The following is a 19,489-nucleotide window of genomic DNA, read 5'->3' as shown; positions in this document are numbered from 1 at the left end:
GTGGGGCATGCGGGCGCGGTCTGGGGGCGGGGCGGATCGGCCGGCGACTCGGGCGTCGCGGGCAAGCGCGTGATTATCTTCGCAACGTGATGCCGCCTTCGCGCACCGCCCGTCGCGTCGGATTGCCGTCCGGCCTGGGCCGGTAAAATCGCCCCCTCTCAAAGAGAAGGACAAAAATGCGATTGCTTTCTGTGGTGCTCTCGGGAGGTTCCGGCTCCAGACTCTGGCCAGTCTCCCGTCAGGCCCTGCCCAAGCCCTTCATGAAGCTGGGCGGCTCCACCCTGCTGCAACAGGCGATCGAGCGCGGGCAGGCCTGCGGCACCGGCGACCTGATGGTCGTCACCAACAAGGACCACCAGTTCCTGACCAAGGACGTGCTGCGCCAGATGAGCGATCCGCCGTCGGCCACCTACCTGCTCGAGCCCAAGGGCCGCAACACGGCGCCGGCCATCGCGCTGGCCGCCCTGCAGTGCGAGCGCCAGTTCAGCGGCGACACGGTGATGCTGGTGCTCTCGGCCGACCACCTGGTGCCCGACGTCGAGGCCTTCGTCGCCAGCGCGAGCGAGGCCTTCCGGCTGGCGCAGGAAGGCGCGCTGGTGCTGTTCGGCATCGCGCCGACCGCGCCGGACACCGGCTTCGGCTACGTGGAGGTCGAGCGCGTCTCGCGCGAGAGCCAGCTCGCCAAGCGCTTCGTCGAGAAGCCGGACCTGGCCACCGCGCAGGAATACCTGGCGACGGGGCGCTACTACTGGAACAGCGGCATGTTCTGCTTCACCGCCTCCGCCATCGTCTCCGCGCTGGAGCGGCACGCGCCCGACGTGATGAACGCCGCGCGCCATGCGCTGGACACGGCACAGACCAAGGGCGACGCGATCAGCTTCGACCTGCACGCCTTCGGCCTGCAGCCCGACATCAGCATCGACTACGCGGTGATGGAGCATGCCGACAACGTGCGTGTCGTGCCTGCGAGGTTCGCCTGGAGCGACGTCGGCTCCTGGCCGGCCGTCGCCAAGGCGCAGCCTTCGGATGCCAGCGGCAACACTTTCCCCGACGATCACGTCGTGGCGGTGGACACCACGGGCACCCACATCCAGATCGAGAGCCACGGCCCCAAGATCGTCGCGGCGCTGGGCCTGCGCGACCTGGTGATCGTCGACACGCCCGACGCGCTGCTGGTGGCCCACAAGGACAGCGCGCAACACGTCAAGAAGGTGGTCGACATCCTCAAGGCGCGCAAGCACGAGACGGTGGCGCTGCCCGCAACCGTCCATCGCCCCTGGGGGACCTACGCCTCGCTCAAGGAAGAGGACGGCTACAAGGTCAAGCGCATCACCGTGAAGCCGGGCGAGGCGCTGTCGCTGCAGTACCACCACCAGCGCGCGGAGCACTGGGTGGTGGTGCAGGGCACGGCCATGGTCCAGATCGGCGACGTGGAGCACCGGACGCTGCCCGGCGAATACCGCTACATCCCGCTCAAGGAGAAGCATCGCTTGACCAACATCGGACAGGATGAACTGGTCCTCATCGAAGTCCAGTGCGGTGCCTACCTCGGCGAAGACGACATCGTTCGCCTGGTGGACACCTACGGACGCGTATGAGCCAAGCCCACTCCAATCTTCATCGCAGCGCGTGGTCCGACTGGTGGGAGGGCACCCGTCGCACCGACATCTGGTGGACGCTGGCCTGGTTCGACATCGTGCTGCGCTACCGCCGCTCGATGCTCGGGCCGCTGTGGCTGACCCTCAGCATGGGCGCCATGATCGGCGGCATGGGACCGCTGTACAGCTCGCTGTTCGGCACCGAGCTGTCGAAGTTCTTCCCGCACCTGGCACTGGGCATCATCTTCTGGACTTTCTTCTCCAGCATGGTGACGGACTCGTGCAACGCCTTCATCGGGTCCAGCAACTACCTCAAGCAAGGCTACTTCCCGATCAGCCTGTTTGTCTGGCGCAGCATGGCGCGCAACCTGATCCAGTTCGCGCATCAGATCGTGCTCTACGTGCCGGTGGCGCTGTGGGCGGGCATCTCGCTGTCGTGGCCGGCCTGGCTCTTCGTGCCGGCCTTCCTGTTGCTGATGGTCAACGCCCAGGCCCTCGGCCTGGCGCTCGGGCTGGTGTGCACGCGTTTTCGCGACGTCACCCAGATCGTCACCAGCGTGATGCAGATGCTGATGTTCCTGACGCCCGTCTTCTGGCTGCCCGAGAGCCTGCCGGGGCGCGCGCAGTACATCCTCTACAACCCCTTCGCGCAGATGCTCGAGCTGGTGCGCGCGCCCCTCATGGGCGGCGTGGCCGATGCCCACAACTGGTGGGGCATCATGGTGTGGACGACGCTGAGCGTGGTGGCTTCGAGCCTGCTCTTCGCCCGGTACCGCCGCCGCGTCGTTTATTGGCTCTAAGAGAACAATGGCTTTCATCTCCCTCAAGAACGTCTCGGTCAACTTCCCCATCTACGGCGCCGGCGCCGCCTCTCTGAAGAAGACGCTGGCCGCCTCCGTCACCGGGGGCCGCTTCGGCAAGGAGACCGGCGTCAACGTCGTACAGGCGCTGAGCAACATCAACCTGGAGCTCAAGAGCGGCGACAGGCTGGGCCTGGTCGGCCACAACGGCGCGGGCAAGTCGACGCTGCTGCGCGCGCTGGCGGGCGTCTACGAGCCCTCCTCGGGCGAGTTCGTCCGCGAGGGGAGTGTGTCCAGCCTGATCGACCCGGCGCTGGGCATCGAGCACGACGCCACCGGCATCGAGAACATCATGCTGCGCGGACTGGTGATGGGCATGAGCAAGAAGCAAATCGACGCGCTCACGCCCGAGATCTGCGAGTTCAGCGGGCTGGGCGAATACGTCAACATGCCGGTGCGCACCTACTCCACCGGCATGCTGATGCGGCTGGCCTTCTCGATCTCGACCAGCGTGCAGGCCGACATCCTGCTGATGGACGAGTGGCTCTCGGTCGGCGACGCCGAGTTCACCGAGAAGGCCGAGCAGCGGATGAAGGACGTGGTGGCCAAGTCCGGCATCCTGGTGCTGGCCTCGCACTCGCCCGCTTTGATCGCAAAGGAGTGCAACCGGGTGATCCACCTGGAGCACGGGCGGATCGTCGAGCAGGCGGCCAGCGAGCCCGTCAGCCTGCCGAGCGCGAACGCCGTCGCAGCGACTTGATCTCTTCCAGGCGGGCGGCGATCCGGCGGCCCGCCGCCTCCAGCGACAGGTTGGCCTCGGCGCTGGCCTTGCCGCGCGCCCCCACCTCTTTCGCCCAGGCCTGGTTGTCGTAGACGCGGCGCATGAGTTCGGCGGCGTGCTGCTCCGAGGGCTCGGCCCACTCCAGGTCGGCGTCGTAGGGCGGGATGGGCTTGCCCAGCTTCACGAGCTTGTAGGGCACGAGCAGGCTGTTGCTGTCGTCCATGAAGTCCACGTTGCCCGAGAAGTTGGTGGCGATCACCGGCTTGCCCATCAGCATGGCCTCGGCCATGGTGAGGCCCAGGCCCTCGCTGCGGTGCAGCGAGACGTAGGCGTCGCAGGCGTCCATGAGGGACAGCACCTCGTCGGGGTTGTAGACTTGGTCGATGATGGTGACGTTGGCGCCGGCGGCGGCATCGCGCAGTTCCTGCATCTGCGCAGGGTGGCGGTCGCCGAAGGAGGTCTTCAGCACGAGCCGCACCGCCTCCTCCTCGCGGAACGCTTCCTTGAACGCGCGTATCAGGCCAAGCGGATTCTTTCGCTCCATCACGCTCATCATGTGGAAGGTGAAGAGGAAGGTGAACGGCTCTTCGCTCAACCCGAAATACGCCTTGCTGCGCCGCTCGTAGGGCGCCAGCTTGACGCCGGGGAACATCGTGCGCACCGGCACCGAAAGCTTCTCGCGCAAGCCCTTGGCGACGAATTCGGTGGCCGTCCAGACCTCATCGACACCCTGCGCGTGCGCCACCCATGCGTCGGGAATCGTGTCGAACTCCCAGTACCAGTAGGCGATCCGGTACGTGCGAGGCTTGCGCTCGAACAGTTGAGCGCGCGCATAGGCTCTGTCGAAGAAAGGCTCTGGCTGCGTATGAATGACCGTGACGTCGTAGGACTCCGCACCACGAAAATCAACGTGATGGGGATCGTCCTTGGCATCAGTCCTGACGTCGCGCAGAGACGCAGAAACGCCCACCGATGCCATCGCTTGAACCATCGATTCGACGGAGACGCGAAGACCCGACGGATAGCAGAAATGGCCGATGACATTGACGCCGGGCTTGGCAAGTTCTGCACTGACGGATTGAAGATCCAGCTTGCTGCACCAATTGCGAAGCGCTTCAGGCAAGCCCCCATTGGGGACAGCCAGCCATTCCAGCAACGCGCGAGCGCCGGCTCCGCTGGCAAATGCGTCCGGATGCGCTCGCTGCCATGGGTCTCGTGCCCAATAGCCGACGCGAATCTGCTGCGCGGGCGTATGCCAATCGGGCCAAGAGGACGCGTCCGTCCAGGGGCCTGAGGCGCCGTAGTCGGCGGCAAACCAAGCTGCGAAAGCGCTGCGGCCGAATACCGTCATGCCCTCCGGATACTGGCGCTGCCAACGCGGGGTGAAGGCGTAGGCCAGCATGAGTTCACGCTCGGGGTTCTGCGCAGCCTCGAGAAACAGCCACCAGATTTCTTCCGAGCGCAAACTGGCGTCGCTCATGCCCCATCGCATGAACCAGCGAATCAGGCTGTGCATCCCAGCGGGCGTCAGGCCATGTGGCAGCACGGATCGAGCGACATCGTTCGCCAGAAAGACCTGCCGTGCCCGATCGGACAAGCCGGCTGCGAGCGCGTCGGAAAGATGCTGAGCCGCAATCTCGCTGAGGCCCAACTCGACGGTACCGGCCTGGCGAAGCCAAGCATCCAGCCCGCCCGCCTTCCTGTGGGTCAATGCGGCAGGAAAGCGAGCGCGAAGGTCGCTGCGCTTGCGCCACAGGTCGATCAAGAAGCGCGCCGCCGACCAACGGTCCACCACCTCCGAGGGCGTAGGTGGCGCCCACAGCATGGCGCCCGCATGCACGCCAGCTGCTTGCAAAACCTTCGCATCGTCAAACAGATCAAGCACTTCAGCAGGCAACACGTTCGCGCCGCGTTGCCGCAACGTCACGCGTGTCCGCTCCTGTTCGATGAAAAGCGCCAATTCCGAGGCACGAGCCTCGGCGGCCGCACGGTCACGCAGGTATCTCAGGCGCTGTTGCGTGCGCCAAGGGGTGGCGATCCACCATATTCCCTTGGCGACTCTTCTCACGTGTCGGTTGATCGCGTTTTGCTGCATGGATGGACCGATCCCTCAAGCTGCCTTGCTCATCGGTTTCGCGGCCCTGCGCACCGTCTTGATTTCCTCCAGGCGGGCGGCGATCCGGCGGCCCGCCGCCTCCAGCGACAGGTTGGCCTCGGCGCTGGCCTTGCCGCGCGCCCCCACCTCTTTCGCCCAGGCCTGGTTGTCGTAGACGCGGCGCATGAGTTCGGCGGCGTGCTGCTCCGAGGGCTCGGCCCACTCCAGGTCGGCGTCGTAGGGCGGGATGGGCTTGCCCAGCTTCACGAGCTTGTAGGGCACGAGCAGGCTGTTGCTGTCGTCCATGAAGTCCACGTTGCCCGAGAAGTTGGTGGCGATCACCGGCTTGCCCATCAGCATGGCCTCGGCCATGGTGAGGCCCAGGCCCTCGCTGCGGTGCAGCGAGACGTAGGCGTCGCAGGCGTCCATGAGGGACAGCACCTCGTCGGGGTTGTAGACTTGGTCGATGATGGTGACGTTGGCGCCGGCGGCGGCATCGCGCAGTTCCTGCATCTGCGCAGGGTGGCGGTCGCCGAAGGAGGTCTTCAGCACGAGCCGCACCGCCTCCTCCTCGCGGAACGCTTCCTTGAACGCGCGTATCAGGCCAAGCGGATTCTTTCGCTCCATCACGCTCATCATGTGGAAGGTGAAGAGGAAGGTGAACGGCTCTTCGCTCAACCCGAAATACGCCTTGCTGCGCCGCTCGTAGGGCGCCAGCTTGACGCCGGGGAACATCGTGCGCACCGGCACCGAAAGCTTCTCGCGCAAGCCCTTGGCGACGAATTCGGTGGCCGTCCAGACCTCATCGACACCCTGCGCGTGCGCCACCCATGCGTCGGGAATCGTGTCGAACTCCCAGTACCAGTAGGCGATCCGGTACGTGCGAGGCTTGCGCTCGTTCACATCGCTACGGTGATGTGCGACGTCGAAGAAGGGCTCGGGCTGGACGTGAATGATGGTGGTATCGAAGTCCTCGAAATCGGTGTACAGGGCGTGCTTCGGATCGTCTTTTGGATCGGTTCTGACATCGCGCAGAGAAGTCCGAACACCCACGCGATGCAAGCCTTCCACCATGGCCTCCACGGACACCCGCAGCCCCGAGGGATAGGCAAAGTGGCCGACGACATTGACGCCCACCGCAACGAGATCCGCTGCCACCTCCGGTTTTTCGAGCGCCGACAGCCAGTCACGCACTTCGCCGGGCGTTGCCTCCGCCGATTGCAGCCATTCGATCAGGGCAACAGCCCGATCCACGTCCTCGAGCGCTCGTGGATGCTCGAGCCGCCATTGCTCGCGAGCATGGTAGGCAGCGCGGAGCTGACGGGCAGGCGAATGATCGACCGGCCATTGCTCGGGATCGGTCCAGGCGTCAGCCACGCGATACGTGGACTTGAGCCATGCCGCAAATTCACCTCGCCCAAAGATCGTCAGGCCATCGGGATACATCTCCTGCCAGGCCGGCGTGAACGAGTAGGCCCGGACGACCTCGAGCGCCGGCTGCTCGGCGCTCAGCCAGAGCAGCCACCAGATCTCTTCCAGTCGCAATCCGCCTTCGCGACGCCCATGCTGCGTGAACCAACGAAGCAGGTGGCGTTGACCACATGGGAGCAAGCCATGCGGCAGAACATCTCTGATGTCCTCGTTGAACAGGAAGAACTGGCGCGCGCGGGCAGAGATATCCGCCGACAGCAATTGACGCAGCCAGGACAAATTCGAGGGGGAAAGCTCCAGTTGCTTCACGCCTTCGCTGGACAGCCAGCGGAAGAATGCGCCGTCCGCGCCATCGGACAGGGCCATCGGGAATTTCCCTCGGAGATCAGGTCGTGCGCGCAACAGATCGAGGCACCAACGCGCAGCGGACCAGATGTCCGATATGGCGTGTGCCGGCTGAGGTACCCAGAGAACATCTTCCCGGGGCTGCTTCGCGGCGTCCAGACAGACTCCATCGTTCGACAAATCGAGCGGTGGCGAGAAAGGCAGTGGCGAACCGAATGAACGAATATCGGCCAGCAGGCTTTCGCGCACCGTGGGCGCCGAACCTATGCGCAGCGTCGGTATGGCAAGCATGCCATCGAGCTCCGGATGAAGATACGGATCTTCGTCGATGCCCAACGCACGAATATCGTCCGCAATTCGCTGCACGTCCAGGCTCGGGTTGGTGTTGCCGCGCGTTGCGCCTTCGTGGTGAACGAGACAGGCATGTGGCGCGTAGGCGATCCGGTATCCAGCGCGCCAAGCACGCAAGCAGAGTGCAACGTCGCTCATCGCAACCTTGTAGGCCTCGTCGAATCCTCCCACGAGCCGGAAGACGTCGCGACGCACCAGCTGACAGGCCCCCATGATCGCCAGCCAATTTCGAGGGTGGTCAGCAGAACCGAACAGGCCCCATCCTTGATTCTCGGCAGAGCGATACATGAGGCCGCACAAGTGGATGCCGATGCCTACCCCGCCATGCTGCAATTCCCGCGAGGGATAGGTCAGCTTCGTTCCCACCACACCGACGCCCGGGCGCATTGCGAAGCGAACCATTTCCTGGAGCCAGTCGCGGGCTATCACCTCGATGTCGTTGTTGAGAAAAAGCAGCAGTTCGCCGTGTGCAAAGGATGCACCATAGTTGCAAGCGGCTGAATAGTTGAACTTCCTGTTGAAGTGGACGATGCGTATCTCGGGATGGCGACGAAGCTCCTCATAGTAGGACTGCGTCTGTTCTTCGATCGAACCGGTGTCGACAATGACGATCTGCTTGTTCGAATAGTCGGTGCGGTTCAGCAAGCCCTCGATGCACATGCGGAGCAGTTCGACCTTGTCCTTGGTTGGGATCACGATGGATACCTGCGGCGGTTCATCGATCGCCCAAGTGGCACGAAATGTGCCATCGGGTTGGGCTTCAACGAGCGGCGCAGCCACACCGAGCGACACCCAGAACTTGCGCAGCGCTTCACGATGCTCCGCCGATGCCGCGGAGTCTGGCGCGGGACGATCCTTGAGGCTGGCATGAGAGCGATGGCACAGCACCTTGGGGAGCCTGCTGATCTTTCGGGCAAGCTGGCTGCTCCGCAGATGAAGATCCCACTCGGCACCAGCGCCCATTTGCACGTCCAGACCTCCGACGGCGCCGAACAGTTGCCGACGCACAAGGGTCAGCCGTCCAAAGTAATTGAAGCTATAGAGCAGTTCGGGTGACCAGCGCGGTTTGAAATATGGTTCCCCCCGAGCACCCGCACGACTGAGACGGTCCTCGTCGCTATACAAGACATCGATGTCCGGCGCGCAGTCCAATGCGCATGCGATTTCATTGAGTGCAGGCCGAACCAGAATATCTCCAGCATCAACGATGGCGAAAAACTGGCCGCTTGCCCTGGCAGCACAGGCTGCGAGTTCGTCCAAGACAGTGGTGCCGGCAGCCTGAACCTGGATCACGCGAGGATCCGGCCCCGAGGGCCCGGCGAGCTCTTCTGCCAGATCTCTCCCGCCATCCCGTATCGCTACGATTGCCTCCCATCTTCCGCAGGTCTGCATGCGGATGGACTCCAAGGTTTTCAAGGCGGCGGTCCGATCGCTGGATGCGGACAACAGAAAGCTGACCAAAGGTCCGCCCTCCTCGCCTGCCTGGGTACTTGTCCAGCTTTCGTGCTGCAAGATCCATTCACCATAGGCATCCGTCTCTGCCTCGCGCACGACATGCATCGCCTGGGCCGCTCGCTCCTTCAGAAATCGCAGTCTCGCTGGCATGCGCCACGGCGTGACGACCCACCAGGCGGCTTTCGCCGCCCTGCGAAGTTGAAAGCGCCACGCGGCCGGCAGGCTGGCGCCGGCCTTGCGCACGGGCGCAGTGATACGCCACGAGTACGAATTGACGACTGTCTGCCACTCGTGCTGCGCATTCTCGGCGGCCAGCGTCGCTGCCTTGAGTGCCGAGCGCAGCGCAGAGGAATCCTCGCCTGGCAGAAGACTCCTCGCTTCCAGTTTTCTTTGCAAGTCGGATGCTCGCTGCTCCGCGGCGGCCAGCCGCTCATCTTTGGACCTTTGATCAATCATCGAGGGGATATATAGAGGGGGAGACGAACGGCAACAGGCAACGTCAACGCGCCGAAGTCATGCGCAAGGGCTGAGTGAACCTTCATACGGATCCCCAGCCAGGCGTCGCAGCGTTTGCCGGCACAACGCTTCTTGCCGCTCCAGCCATGTTTCATCGGCGACCTTGAGGGCCTGGGCGCACAGCGCCGCTGCGGCTGCGCTCGAGTAGTTCTCCTGAACAAAGGCCCAGCCCGCCGTGCGCATCCGAGCCCAAAGGGCCTCGTCCGAGTAAACACGCACGACCTCGTCTGCAAATGCTTTCGGATCATCGGCTACTCGCAAATGGCCCGACTCAGGCGATCCGATGCCCTCAGCAGCGATCGTGCTGGCAATGCTCGGAACCCCATGAGCCAATGCCATCACCAGCTTGCCCTTGATGCCCGCTCCATATCGCAGCGGAGCGACAAACACTCTTGACGCCGCAAAGAAGGGCTTGAGGTCCTCCACATAGCCCGTGACAACGACACGCTCGTTCGCCATTGCAACGACTTCCGGCGGCGGCTTGTTGCCGACGACCAGGAGCTTCGCATGGGTCGGGAGCTGTTTCGCAAGCGCCGGCCATATCGAAGCCATGAAGAACTTGATCGAATCGACGTTGGGCTCATGAGGAAAGTTGCCCAGAAACATGACATCGCTGCGATCCGAGAAGCCGCGATCGTCCTGCTCGATGTCGGACAACCAAGGCAGCACGATCATGTTGCGCAGCGGCCGCGGCATGGCCGCTTGAACAACCTGCTTCTCGACTTCGGTATGCACGAACGCGGCATCCGCGCGGGCAAACATCGCCAGTTCGCGAGTTTTCGTGACCGCTGCCTTGAACATGCCGCTGGCATTCCCATTGGTAGATGCGGCCCGCGATTCGCGCAGGTAGTGCAGATCCACGTTCGCAAAAAGGATCCGCGTCGCCGGCCACAACTCCCGTACCTTTGCATAGACCTCCTCGGCCACGTTGTAGCGATAGAGCAGGGCGTAGTCGAATGCATGCGAAACTGCGGAGACAGCGCTCATATCGGGAGAAAACGGCAGGTAGTGACAGCAAACACCGCGGCGCTGAAGGGGGGCCATGGCTTTCTCGCCATAGTAGGGATGATGCAGAGGGAAGAAGCTCTCACCAAACCCCATTTCCCTGTAGGTCCGCATCACCTCGTCGGTCACGATGGAGCCGGAATCCTTGTCGGGACGCGGCGTCAAGGCATCGACGACGAGCATATTCTTCGCGGAACGCCAAGAGGCCGCTATTGCCGAGTTTGTACCGGGCTGAGGATGGGCATGAAGGTCCGAAGAGAACCTTTGGCTGAACTTCTTCAGATTTTCGACTTGGTAGGCCTTGATGCCTCTCGACGTATCGCGGCCGTGTGTCACGCCCTCGTAGTGGATGACCCTCGAGAACGGCAGGTACCAAACCTCGTACCCTGCACGTCGCAAGCGAAAAGCAAGATCCGCATCCTCGCAGTAGGCTGGCCGATACAGCCCGTCAAAACCGCCTAGCTCATCCCAGACCGCCCTGCGCACAGCAATGGATGCCCCCGAAATGAAGTCGGCCTGACGCGCGTGACAGTATTGGGGACGATTCGAATCATCGCCACGACCATAGTTGTGCGCAGACCCGTCACGCCAGAAGATGCCTCCAGCCTCCTGCAACGTTCCGTCGTCGTTCAAGAGCTTTGAGCCCGTCAGGCCCGCCCTGGGGAACAGCGAGAAGCCGTCGATGAGTTCGTCAAGCCAACCAGGCACGACGCGGGTATCGCTGTTGAGCAAAACAACAAACTCGCCACGCGACTGCTGGACCGAAGAGTTGCAGCATTCGAGAAATCCGCCGTTGGCCTCGCGGCGCACATAGCGGATCCACGGTATCCGCGCGAGCAGGGCCGTTTGAGTGTCTTCCGGCGAGGCATCGTCTGCAACGATGATTTCAACGGAGTGCCTGGATTCGTGCTGCACGAGCGAATCAAGGCATCCCAGCAGGAAGTGCGTTTGCCCATAGACCGGAATGATGATGGAGACCTTGGGTGAGGCCTGTTCGACGAAAAGTCTTGGCCTTCGTGCCGCCATACGGTCGACACTGCATTCGACCATTGTGGGCGTGCCACGATCAGCAAAGTCGAAGCCTTGGCCGGCGAAATAGGCCTTTCCTGCCATCAGTTCGCGGTGCACGATATCGTCGGGCAGCGCAAAGGGCTTGGTCGGGTCTGACCAGCGAAAACTGGAGGGTTCGCCGTCGGGCAGCGTTCTTCCTTCGAATCGCCCGTTTTCCAACCAATGGGCCAGAGGATTCATTCCGGAGGCCCTGACATCCGCGTGCAACGCGATATAGGCGCGCATCGAGACATTCGGCGACGGCTCGGCCAGCGTCCGATGGCCACTGACCAAATAGTGGATGACGGGATCCATGCCGCTCGCCTCGACCACCGGGTTCGCGCAACGATAATGCGCGGCGTCGAACAACCCGGTCTCCTCGATCGCCTGCAGCAATGCGTCCAATCTTTCCGGATCGAACGGCGGTCCTCCTATGTCGCGCCCTTCGTTCCGCCCGCACCTCAGGTAGTGCGACACAGCATCGGCTGCGTCTCCGACGTCCCCGTTGATGCTTACGTACTCCACCGGATCAAATCGGGCCGAGGGCTGTCGAGCGGCCCGAAGGCCAAACCTCACGAAATGGTCCAGCGGTGAGAGGTCGCTTGCAGCGACATCCGGATACGCCCTCTGATAAAACCCAGGGTCGAATAACTCGGCCTCGCGCAGTGCCCGCGCAGTCCGAGCTTCCTCTGAGTTCGCACCCGCCTCTGACGCAGAGGTCAATCGGGCATTGCCGGACAATCCGAAACGGCGCTTGATTCGTGCCCATATCGCGATTCTGCGATCGATACCCTTCAATTTCTCCCTCCTCTGTTTTCGATCGCCAGCTACGCAGCTTGGCGCATTCGTATTAATAATGTTGCCTCGTATTGGAGGAGTCACCCCTCAATGTTCAAGCAGCTTCGAATGCATCGACAGCCGAAGTCTGCGCCATCATTCGCATTTACCGAAACGCGCTCGGGGGCACTTCAAATAACCGAATCATCCGCAATCGCGATCACGCTTAAAAGGAATGACCTTGCGTGTTGTGCTTCAGGTCCGCCTCAACCATCATGGTGCAAAGTTGCTCCAACGTGGTCTTCGGCTCCCATCCCAGCTTCTCCTTGGCGCGAGCCGGATTCCCGATCAGCAAATCGACTTCCGCAGGGCGGTAGAATTTTGGATTAACTCGAACCAAGATTTTCCCAGTGCGAACGTCAACTCCAACTTCGTTTTGCTCTTCCCCTTCAAAGCGAAGCTCATAGCCTGCAGCCTTGAAAGCGAGGTCCACGAAATGTCGCACCGTCTCGGTGCGATTGGTAGCAAGCACAAAGGTATCCGGCTCGTCCGCCTGGAGCATCCGCCACATTCCCTCGACGTACTCCTTTGCAAAGCCCCAATCCCGCTTTGCACCCAAATTCCCAAGCTCGAGAACTTCCAGCTTGCCGAGCTTGATTTTTGCGACAGCGTCGGTGATCTTCCGGGTGACAAACTCTCTGCCACGAAGCGGACTTTCATGGTTGAAAAGAATTCCGCTACAGCCAAAAATGTCGTAGCTTTCCCGATAATTGATAGTCATCCAGTGAGCGAATAGCTTGGCAACGCCATAAGGGCTCCGAGGATAAAACGGTGTATCTTCGACTTGGGGGATGGCTTGAACCTTTCCGAACATTTCGGAGGTGGAGGCCTGATAGAAACGGATACTTCTGTCGGTAAGGCGAATAGCCTCCAACAGATGAAGCGCGCCCATGCCTGTGATCTGGGCAGTCGCATCGGGCTGATTGAAGCTGACCCCGACGAAGCTTTGGGCGGCAAGGTTGTACACCTCGTGCGGCTTGGCCTCCTTGATCAAGGTGAGCGAGCTTCCCAGGTCCGTCAGGTCATGCTCGACCAGCTTGAGGTCCGGGTGGTTCTGGATGCCCAACTCCTCCATTCGCCAAAAGTTGACCGAGCTCGTTCGCCGGAAGGTGCCATGCACCACATAGCCCTTGCTCAGGAGAAGTTCAGCCAAGTAGGCTCCGTCTTGGCCGGTAATACCGGTGACCACTGCGTGCTTTTTCATCTGCTTGAAGTTTGGTGTTGAGGCGTACAGGCCGAGATTGTGCCGCACTGGTCAGGTCGAGCGACCCCAGCACGACGCGCGACGCTGCCTCTTGCAGCGCCGCAAGCCCAGGATGCAGGCAACCCTACCACGGGACGAGCGTCGCTTTTGTGCCACTCGTAACACTGCTTACAAGGCACCGGCTCGCTCCAGCCGCCGATCCTAGCCCTGAGCCGAACTTAGCTGGCCGGGGGCTTGAAGGCTTCGAACACCAAGGAGTAAGGGCCAACGATGCCTTGCTCGGGCTCGTGAAGATTCCAGGCAGCCGGCCTGAAGCCGATCTTCGCGAGCTGCACCAGCATCTCCAGCCCGAAGATCGTCCAGACAAGAATTCCCTGATCCGGCCTGACTGGATCTCCATGAAACAGCTTGTCCGCCAGATACACGACCTCCCCCCCGATCAACGCCGCCCTGCGATCATCCAGCGACGCGTGGCCGTCGAAGGGAACGGTGAAGATGTGCCTCCCGCCCGGCTTGAGCACCCGAAAGATCTCCCGGTGGGCTTCATACGGTTCCGGCATGTGCTCCAGGACGTCGCTCGAAAGTACAAGATCAAGGACTTCATCCCCGAACGACAGCCGCTGGAGATCCTCGTGGCGACGGCCGGCGACGAGATCTCCAGGGGCATATTCGTCGCCAAAGTATTCGGAGCAAAAGTAGTCGCGGCCGAGAGAAAGGGTCTTGTGTACAGCCCCAGTCGTCTCAGTGTTGTAGACCGCCAGCCCTGAAGGCAGGGACAAGGCCCCCGCCAGAGGCGTCGCATATCGTTGGCGGAGAACGTGCGCAATCTGTCGCTGACGATTGAATGACCCACATTCGGAACAGAAACCAGATTCGCGGAGGTTGTCAGTAAATCGCTCAAAAAGAACTTTGCGCCCACACACCGGACACGTCCCGCTCAGCACCCCCTTCCTCAGCTCCCTCTCAAGACCGGGCGCCGGGGCCGGGTGCGCCGCAAATGGGAACGCTCCGATCGCCCCGTAACGCGGGCTGGATGTGAACAGGAGCTGCAGCGACTGTTTGATCAAAGTTGGCTCTCGATGAAGGGGCGCTCAGAGTCTACCGATGAGGCCGGAGAAGAAGGATCCGGACGCACCCTAGCGCACGACGAATCCCCAAGCCCCTCACCCTCGGCGATAATGCGCCGCTCGTCAGACAGAGGATGCAGCGCACATGTACGTCTGCTGCGCCGCGCTGCCACCGAAGCGGCCGACGCCGCTCTGTCGCGGTCCTGACATCAAGCCCGCATGCACCGTTCGACGGACCATTTTGCATGCGAAGCAATCCAACCCTCTACTATTGATTCGAATCATGCGCCTCAAAGGGAAAAAAGTACTTGTAACCGGTGCGGATGGGTTTATCGGCAGCCACTTGGTAGAAGCTTTGATCGAGCATGGCTGCGATGTCCGCGCCTTTGTCTACTACAACTCATTCAACAGCTGGGGCTGGCTGGACTCCCTGCCACAGTCAATAGTGCGTGGACTCGATGTTTTTTCAGGAGACATCCGAGACCCCAATGGTGTTCTCGAGGCAATGAAAGGTTGCGATGTCGTCTTTCACTTGGCGGCGCTCATTGCAATCCCTTTTTCATATCATTCGCCCGACTCATACGTTGACACCAATGTCAAGGGCACGCTCAATGTTCTTCAAGCTGCCAAGCGACTTGATGTAGAACGTTGTTTGGTGACCTCGACATCCGAGGTATACGGCACGGCACAATATGCGCCGATCGACGAAAAGCACCCATTTCAAGGGCAGTCGCCTTATAGTGCGACGAAGATTGGAGCAGATCGACTGGCCGAGTCGTTCTACAGGTCGTTCGGAACACCCGTTGTGATCGTACGACCTTTCAATACCTACGGCCCTCGCCAATCGGCGCGCGCAGTTATTCCAACCATCATCACCCAGCTCATGCTAGGCGAAAAAGAACTACGCCTCGGCAGTCTGACCCCCACGCGCGATTTCAACTTTGTCAAGGACACGGCACAAGGCTTCCTTGCGTTGGCGGAGGCCGACTCGACGGTCGGCAAAGAAATCAATATAGCCACCGGCAAGGAATATCCAATTGGCCGGGTGGCGGAGATCCTGGTTGATGAACTCAATCCGGACGCGCGCATCATCACCGATGACCAGCGCCTTCGACCTGACGCTTCCGAGGTCTTCCGCTTGATGGGCGATAACACGTTGATCACGTCGTTGACCCAATGGCGGCCGCAATACGAGCTCGAGGATGGACTGCGCGCAACGATCGATTGGTTCAAACAGCCCGACAACCTGTCTCGTTACAAGGCTTGGTTGTACAACGTTTAAGGAGGCAATTGCCATGCGCGCAGTGATCTTGGCCGGCGGCAAGGGTACGCGGCTTCGGCCCTACACCACCCTGATCCCGAAACCGCTAGTTCCGCTCGGCGGAAAGTATTCGATCCTCGAGATCATCATCATGCAACTCAAGCGCTCGGGGTTTACGCATATAACGCTTGCGGTCAACCACCTTTCGCAGTTGATCATGGCCTACTTCGGCGACGGCTCGCGGCTCGGTGTGAAGCTCGACTATTCGCTTGAGGACGGAGAACTGAGCACCATCGGACCGCTCACCCTCATCAAGGATCTTCCGGAAAATTTTCTCGTGATGAACGGCGACATCCTTTGCGACCTAGATTACAGGAAGTTCTTTGAATCGCATGTTGACTCCAGGAGTCAGATCTCGGTTTCCTCGTACAGGCGCCAAGTAAAGATCGACTTCGGCGTGCTTCGGCATGATGCCAATGGCCGACTGACCGAGTTCCAGGAAAAGCCGTCTTTTGATTTCGACGTGAGCATGGGGATCTACTGCATCAATCGCTCGGTGATCGGGGGACTTGCAACAGGTGTCAAGTATGGTTTCGACAACCTCATGATGGACGGCCTGAAGAATCATCAAGGCATCGACATCCGTCCCTTCGATGGCTACTGGCTCGATATCGGGCGCCCCGACGACTACGAGTTCGCCGATGAGAACTTTGACGAACTCTCCGCCAAGCTGGGCATCGATCGATGAAGACAGTCTTGCTCACGGGGGCGAACGGCGCGCTCGGCCGAGCCGTCTATTCCCGACTCAGCGCCGACCCCGACTGCAACGTCGTGATAGCGGGCAGGCAGCAACACGGCCATCCGCTTGACTTGAGGAAATCGCCGGACTTCAAGTCTTTGCTTGAGAAGACGCGTCCGCACTGGATCCTCCATCTTGCAGCCACCTTCTTGAACGAGTTCGAAGAAGCCTACGCAGTCAATGTGGAAGCAAGCCGGCTCCTTCTGGAAGCAGTTCAGGAGCTTGGGGCCGAATGCCGCGTCGTCCTAGTCGGCTCGGCGGCCGAGTACGGCCCAGTACGTCCCGAAGAGAACCCGATTCGCGAGGATCGCGCCCTCGGCCCGATGTCCGTCTATGGCCTCAGCAAAGCATGGCAGACGCAGCTGGCGCATCTTTATGCGAGCCGCGGCGTGGACGTCATGGTCGCCCGGCTCTTCAACCTGGCCGCCCCCGGCTTGTCCGAGCGCCTGTTCGTCGGGCGGGTGCAAAAGCAGATTCAGGAAGTTCTCGATGGCAAGAGGACCGAACTCGAACTCGGCCCGTTGACGGCCACCAGAGACTACGTGGGTGCCGATGAAGCGGTCGAGCAATTGATTGCCATCGCTGAGCGCGGGCAAGCCGGCCAGGTCTACAACGTAGCGAGCGGCACGCCCATCACGATGCGCGAGCTGCTTCGCAACATGCTCGCCGCCGACAGACTGGAGCACGTGCCGGTGCGTGAAGCCGTGGCGCTCAGCAATCGGGCAGGCTTCGACGTGCCCGCAATCTATGCTGATCTCACGAAGACACGGCAACTCCTGCAGCGAAGAACTCAAAGTGTCGCAAACTAAACTCACCGTTCTCACGCCGGTCTTCAATGAAGAGCAGGTAATCGGGCATTTTCACCAGCGCACCTCGGCTGTGCTAGATGGCTTGGACGATGTCACTGCAACGATCGTCTACGTGGTGGACCGCTGCACTGACAACACGCTCGAGGTTCTCCGCGGAATCGTTGCCGCCGATTCGCGCGCCCGGGTCATTGCCTTGTCTTCGCGCTTCGGCCATCAGATGTCGCTGCTAGCCGGCATCGAACATTCACTCGAATCGGATGCCATCATCATGATGGACAGCGACTTGCAGCATCCACCGGAGTTGATTCCTCAATTGCTCAGTCAATTCCGCTTGGGGAACGACGTCGTCTACACGATCCGGCGGGACACCGAAGATGCCAGCCTCCTGCGGAAGAAGGCTGGCGACATGTTCTATTACGCACTGGGCAAGATATCGCAGGTACCGATCAATCCCAATGCGGCGGACTTTCGGCTGATTTCGAACCGCGTCGCGCGGGCGCTCGCAGGCAGCTTCAGAGAACGCAACATGTTCTTGCGCGGCCTTTTCTCCTGGATGGGATTCAATCAGGCGGGTGTCGAGTACACCGCCGAGAAGCGATTCGCTGGCCACTCCAAGTACTCTCTCACGCGCATGGTCAAGCTCGCCATGGCGGGCATCCTGTCGTTCAGCACCAAGCCGTTGCAACTGAGCATCTTTGTCGGCGCATCGTTTGCACTGCTGGCCTTTCTGCTGATCGTCGCCTCAGTCGTGAAGTACTTCCTCGTCCAATCCGTTCCGGACGGCTGGACGACGCTTGTCGTGTTGCTGCTCCTTTTCAGCGGCATCCAACTTATCGTCCTCGGCATCATGGGTGCCTACGTCGGCGGCATCTACGAGGAAGTCAAGGGGCGACCGCACTACATCGTAGAAGAGGTAATTTCCCATGAGTAACAAGGTCGACTTTGACGACTACACCAACAACTACAACGAGTTGCTGCGCGAAAGCACCGGATTCTTCTCGGCCAACGAGGAGTACTTTGCACGCTACAAGATCGAACTCGTTCGAAAGATGGTCAATCGCAAGCCCGGACGCATTCTGGAGTATGGATGCGGTATCGGTCGGAACATTCCGTTCCTCCGCACCGCCTTTCCAAGCGCACACGTCGAAGGCTCCGACATCTCGCAAGCAAGCCTGGAGATCGCACGTCGTGACAATCCCGACACCCATTTCTTCGTTGAACGTGACGAAGCACACCTGACCGAGCCGGTAGATTTGATTTTCGTGGCTGGCGTGTTTCACCACATTCCGGTGGCCCAGCGGGCAGGCGTGACGCGCAAGCTCTTCGACCGCCTCGCACCGGGCGGCGAGCTGTTTGTCTTCGAGCACAACCCATTCAATCCGGTGACACGGCGCATCGTGGACAACTGTCCGTATGACGAAGACGCGGTACTTCTAAAGCCGACCGAACTCAAGTCACTCATCAAGGGCGCGTCGCTAAGCGTCGAAGGCGCGGGGTACTGCCTCTTTGTACCGCCGAGGCTGTCTGCACTCACCTGGCTGGAAAACGTGCTTGGCTGGTTGCCCCTGGGTGGGCAATACTGGGTGAGAGGCCTTCGGCCCACATGAGGCAGTTTTTTCGCTTCCTGACCGTCGGTGTTCTCAATACGGTCTTTGGCTACTGCATCATCTTCGCGTGCATGTACGGTGCAGGCGCGTCGCCGGAGCTCAGCAACGTCATCGGTTATGGGGTCGGCCTGACGACTTCCTACCTGTTGAACCGACACTACACCTTCAGAAGCACACAACGGCACCGCGGCGAGATCATCCGCTTCCTCGTCGTTTTTGCCGCCGCGTACGCCGCCAATTTTGTCGCGCTTCTCCTGTTCATACGACAACTGGGCATTCATGAAGGCCTCAGCCAGATTTTGGCCGGAGCGGTCTATGTGCTCGCTTCCTATGCAATGAACAAGCTCTATGTCTTCAGGAATGCCGATGCCGGCTGAGCACGGAGAACAAGGCGGAATACCGAGATCCAGCAGAGCATCGAGCATCGCAGCTCTCCTGGTATTGGCAGCGCTCTGGGCCTTCTTTCTGCGCGGAGCGT

General features: G+C 61.0%; 14 protein-coding genes. 9 read left to right on the top strand and 5 right to left on the bottom strand.

Annotated features, from left to right (window positions below; all coding sequences use genetic code 11):
* Nucleotides 1-176: 176 nt before the first annotated feature.
* Genes GXN78_RS16940 through GXN78_RS16930 form a run of 3 tightly spaced genes read left to right on the top strand, consistent with a single transcriptional unit; the run spans nucleotide 177 to nucleotide 3,158 of the window.
* Entirely contained in the window at nucleotides 177-1,598 is a 1,422-nt protein-coding gene (locus GXN78_RS16940) for a mannose-1-phosphate guanylyltransferase/mannose-6-phosphate isomerase (RefSeq protein ID WP_106557379.1), read from the top strand.
* Nucleotides 1,595-2,398 carry an ABC transporter permease gene (locus GXN78_RS16935; protein WP_106557378.1) on the top strand — a complete coding sequence of 268 codons (804 nt, stop codon included), beginning with the start codon at nucleotides 1,595-1,597 and terminating at the stop codon, nucleotides 2,396-2,398. The genes GXN78_RS16940 and GXN78_RS16935 overlap by 4 nt, the downstream gene beginning before the upstream one ends.
* Before the next feature lie 7 nt (nucleotides 2,399-2,405).
* Nucleotides 2,406-3,158 carry an ABC transporter ATP-binding protein gene (locus GXN78_RS16930; protein ID WP_106557377.1) on the top strand — a complete coding sequence of 251 codons (753 nt, stop codon included), beginning with the start codon at nucleotides 2,406-2,408 and terminating at the stop codon, nucleotides 3,156-3,158.
* On the opposite strand, the gene GXN78_RS16925 is transcribed toward GXN78_RS16930, so the two are convergent.
* The 5 genes from GXN78_RS16925 to GXN78_RS16905 all read right to left on the bottom strand — a co-directional run bounded on the left by GXN78_RS16925 (nucleotide 3,121) and on the right by GXN78_RS16905 (nucleotide 14,247).
* Nucleotides 3,121-5,106, bottom strand: a complete 1,986-nt coding sequence (locus tag GXN78_RS16925; protein ID WP_239142741.1) for a glycosyltransferase family 4 protein — start codon at nucleotides 5,104-5,106, stop codon at nucleotides 3,121-3,123. The genes GXN78_RS16930 and GXN78_RS16925 overlap by 38 nt on opposite strands.
* A 183-nt stretch (nucleotides 5,107-5,289) precedes the next feature.
* Complete coding sequence (locus tag GXN78_RS16920; RefSeq protein WP_239142740.1) at nucleotides 5,290-9,252, bottom strand: glycosyltransferase; 3,963 nt, start codon at nucleotides 9,250-9,252, stop codon at nucleotides 5,290-5,292.
* 117 nt (nucleotides 9,253-9,369) lie between these two features.
* Entirely contained in the window at nucleotides 9,370-12,225 is a 2,856-nt protein-coding gene (locus tag GXN78_RS16915; RefSeq protein WP_146163068.1) for a glycosyltransferase, read from the bottom strand.
* Between the two features lie 205 nt (nucleotides 12,226-12,430).
* A complete protein-coding gene (gene gmd, locus GXN78_RS16910) occupies nucleotides 12,431-13,468 on the bottom strand; it encodes a GDP-mannose 4,6-dehydratase (RefSeq protein ID WP_106557373.1) in 1,038 nt (345 codons plus the stop codon).
* Nucleotides 13,469-13,686: 218 nt separating this feature from the next.
* The gene (locus GXN78_RS16905) at nucleotides 13,687-14,247 is read right to left on the bottom strand and encodes a class I SAM-dependent methyltransferase (RefSeq protein ID WP_239142739.1); all 561 of its coding nucleotides are present in this window, start codon (nucleotides 14,245-14,247) and stop codon (nucleotides 13,687-13,689) included.
* Nucleotides 14,248-14,818: 571 nt separating this feature from the next.
* Between GXN78_RS16905 and GXN78_RS16900 the strand changes: the two genes are divergently transcribed.
* From GXN78_RS16900 to GXN78_RS16875, 6 genes are read left to right on the top strand one after another with little or no spacing between them, the layout of a single operon-like run.
* Entirely contained in the window at nucleotides 14,819-15,817 is a 999-nt protein-coding gene (locus tag GXN78_RS16900; RefSeq protein ID WP_106557372.1) for an NAD-dependent 4,6-dehydratase LegB, read from the top strand.
* Between the two features lie 13 nt (nucleotides 15,818-15,830).
* A complete protein-coding gene (locus GXN78_RS16895; protein WP_106557371.1) occupies nucleotides 15,831-16,544 on the top strand; it encodes a sugar phosphate nucleotidyltransferase in 714 nt (237 codons plus the stop codon).
* On the top strand, nucleotides 16,541-17,404 hold the full coding sequence (locus GXN78_RS16890) for an NAD-dependent epimerase/dehydratase family protein (protein ID WP_106557370.1): 864 nt from the start codon (nucleotides 16,541-16,543) through the stop codon (nucleotides 17,402-17,404). The genes GXN78_RS16895 and GXN78_RS16890 overlap by 4 nt, the downstream gene beginning before the upstream one ends.
* Nucleotides 17,391-18,335, top strand: a complete 945-nt coding sequence (locus GXN78_RS16885; protein WP_106557369.1) for a glycosyltransferase family 2 protein — start codon at nucleotides 17,391-17,393, stop codon at nucleotides 18,333-18,335. The genes GXN78_RS16890 and GXN78_RS16885 overlap by 14 nt, the downstream gene beginning before the upstream one ends.
* A complete protein-coding gene (locus tag GXN78_RS16880) occupies nucleotides 18,328-19,011 on the top strand; it encodes a class I SAM-dependent methyltransferase (RefSeq protein ID WP_106557368.1) in 684 nt (227 codons plus the stop codon). The genes GXN78_RS16885 and GXN78_RS16880 overlap by 8 nt, the downstream gene beginning before the upstream one ends.
* A complete protein-coding gene (locus GXN78_RS16875) occupies nucleotides 19,008-19,388 on the top strand; it encodes a GtrA family protein (RefSeq protein ID WP_106557367.1) in 381 nt (126 codons plus the stop codon). The genes GXN78_RS16880 and GXN78_RS16875 overlap by 4 nt, the downstream gene beginning before the upstream one ends.
* Nucleotides 19,389-19,489 lie beyond the last annotated feature (101 nt).

This window comes from Variovorax sp. WS11 (assembly GCF_010499245.1).
Taxonomy (GTDB): domain Bacteria; phylum Pseudomonadota; class Gammaproteobacteria; order Burkholderiales; family Burkholderiaceae_C; genus Variovorax.
This window is presented reverse-complemented; position numbering and strand designations above follow the sequence as displayed.